Below are 2,437 nucleotides of genomic sequence, written 5' to 3' on the forward strand. Positions count from 1 at the left end.
TGTCGTGTCTCGGTTGATGCTTGACGCAGTGGCCTCACCTGATGCTTGACACCGCTTGCTTCGGTTTGGCTGTGCGCCTGGATGTGGCGCATGGGGAGGGCCGGGGCCGTGCTGGTGGAGCTGAGCGTGGTCGAGCAGCGGTACCACGCGGTGATGGAGGTCGCCGCGGGGGTTCCGGTCACTCAAGTCGCGGCCCGGTATGGGGTGTCGAGGCAGTCGGTGCACGCGTGGGTGCGCAAGTACGAGCAGTCGGGTCTGCCGGGCCTGGCGGACCGGTCGCACCGGCCGGTCTCGTGTCCGCACCGGATCGCCGGGGAGGTGGAGGCGATGGTCTGTGAATTGCGGCGCCGGCATCCCGGCTGGGGTCCGCGCAGACTGGTGCACGAGCTGGAACGCCGGGGCATCACGCCGGTCCCGTCGCGGGCGACCATCTATCGGGTCCTGGTGCGCAACGCTCTTGTCGAGCCGGGCAGGCGCAGGCGGCGCCGGTCGGATTACCGCAGGTGGGAGCGGTCCGCGGCGATGGAGTTGTGGCAGATGGACATCGTCGGCGGGGTCGTGCTCGCAGGCGGAGGCGAGTGCAAGATGGTCACCGGGATCGACGACCACTCACGGTTCATGGTGATCGCGAAGGTGGTCGAGCGGGCCACCGCTCGGGCGGTCTGTCTCGCCTTCGGGGAAGCCTTGCTGCGGTTCGGAGTGCCGCAGGAGGTGTTGACGGACAACGGCAAGCAGTTCACCGCCCGGTTCGGATCCGGACGGCCCGGGGAGACGATGTTCGACCGGATCTGCCGGGAGAACGGCATCGCCCACCGGCTCACCAAGCCGCAATCCCCGACGACCACCGGGAAGATCGAGCGGTTTCATCAGACGCTGAGACGCGAACTCCTCGACGGCTGCGGCCCGTTCGAAGACCTTGCAGCCGCGCAGGCGGCGGTGGATGTGTGGCTGGAGGACTACAACCGGATGCGGCCGCATCAAGCCCTGGACATGGCCGTCCCGGCGAGCAGGTTCATCCCCCGGCCGCGGGCCGAGCAGGACGTGTTGCCGGTGGTCCTGCCTGCCCGCCTCGACCTGGTCACCCCTGCGGCTCCGCCGGATCCCCCGCCGCCTGAACCCGCGCCGGTGGCCTGGCCGTTGGCCGAGGGCGAGATCGGTGCGATCGAGGTGGAGCGGCAGGTGCCTGCTTCGGGGAACTTGAGCCTGCGCGGGCAGCAGATCTGGTTCGGCCCTGCCTTGGCCGGCATGACGGTCACGTTGCGCATCGACGTGAACCGGCTGCATGTATTGATCGGTGGTGCACGCCACAAGACGCTGCCCTCGAAGCTGTCCGGCCGGGACCTCAAAACCCTGCTGGCCAGTGGCGATGCCCGTCCGGCCGGGCCCTGGCTCGACGATCCCGGCCCGGCCGACGACTCCGCGAAGGCGGTGGAGGTGGACCGCACCGTCAACGCGGTCGGCTACGTCGGTCTGGGCGGCGACAAGATCCTGATCGGCTGGTCGTTCGCCGGACAACGCGTCACCCTGCGGCTCGACGGGCGGATCCTTCAGGTCCTCGACGAACAGCGGGTTCTGCAGGCAACCCTGCCCAGCCCGCTCCCGCCGTCGGCCTGCAGCCGTCTGCAGGGCGGCCGTCCGGCCGGACCTTCACCACTGCTGCCACCACCCGGCGAGCAGGTCGCCGAGCGCACCGTCAGCAGCACCGGCGGCTTCGTGGTCGCCGGACAGCGCATCCAGCTCGGCCGCAGCCATGCCCGCCAGGTCGTCACCGCCCACCTGAGCGAGGACACCATCCGAATCTTCCAGGGAACCGAGCTGATCACCACCGTCCCCCGCGTCACCAGGAAGGAGGTGGTGGTCCGCAAGTCCGGCGAACACAACCGCCGGAAGATCGTGTGATCGCTGCGTCAGGAGGGTTCGGACGGCTGCACGGACGGCCAGTTGGCCAGCCGGGCGCGGGCTTCCTGCGCAATGACCGGCCACGGGTCATCAACCAAACGCACAACCGCCGACCGCGGCGAGTGCGGATGGCCTGCGACGAGCCTCCGCACGGCGTCATGCGGATCGTCGACCAGCCGTTCCAGCAGCTCAGGCGGGCAGTTGCGCTTACTGGCCACCCGGTCTCGAACCCGCCAGTCCGGATCCTTGATCAGCTCGGCCAGGATCTCCGACGGCACCGTCCTGTTATGCGCAGCCCAGAAACGCATGTCGGGATAGTTACCCACCAGGTCCCACCAGACGGGCAGCGGCATGGCTGCCCACGCCGAGCGGTTGTACTCCGCCGGGTCCTCACTCTCCCGCAGCCGGATGAACTCCTCCACAGAGGTGATCTCAGGGAAATGGTCCGCCATGGCAGCCAGTAAGCCACGATGTCTAGGTCAGACGTCAAGCATCACCCGACGCCATCCTGTCAAGCATCAACTGAGACTCGACACGG

At 68.6% G+C, this 2,437-nt stretch carries 2 protein-coding genes; one reads left to right on the forward strand and one right to left on the reverse strand.

Annotated elements, in window-relative coordinates; translation table 11 throughout:
• The first annotated feature begins 120 nt into the window (after positions 1-120).
• Positions 121-1,899: an IS481 family transposase gene (locus tag ACGFYN_RS48015; RefSeq protein WP_393872263.1), complete on the forward strand. Its 1,779-nt coding sequence runs from the start codon at positions 121-123 to the stop codon at positions 1,897-1,899.
• An 8-nt stretch (positions 1,900-1,907) separates the two neighbouring features.
• Here the strand turns inward: ACGFYN_RS48015 and ACGFYN_RS48020 are convergent, their stop codons facing one another.
• Positions 1,908-2,351, reverse strand: a complete 444-nt coding sequence (locus ACGFYN_RS48020) for a hypothetical protein (protein ID WP_393872262.1) — start codon at positions 2,349-2,351, stop codon at positions 1,908-1,910.
• Positions 2,352-2,437 lie beyond the last annotated feature (86 nt).

It is taken from the genome of Streptomyces sp. NPDC048419 (assembly GCF_043200415.1).
Lineage (GTDB): Bacteria > Actinomycetota > Actinomycetes > Streptomycetales > Streptomycetaceae > Streptomyces.

Excerpts from the sequence above, each read along its gene's own strand:
- ACGFYN_RS48020 (WP_393872262.1), bottom strand. The coding sequence starts at position 2,351 with ATGGCGGACCATTTCCCTGAGATCACCTCTGTGGAGGAGTTCATCCGG.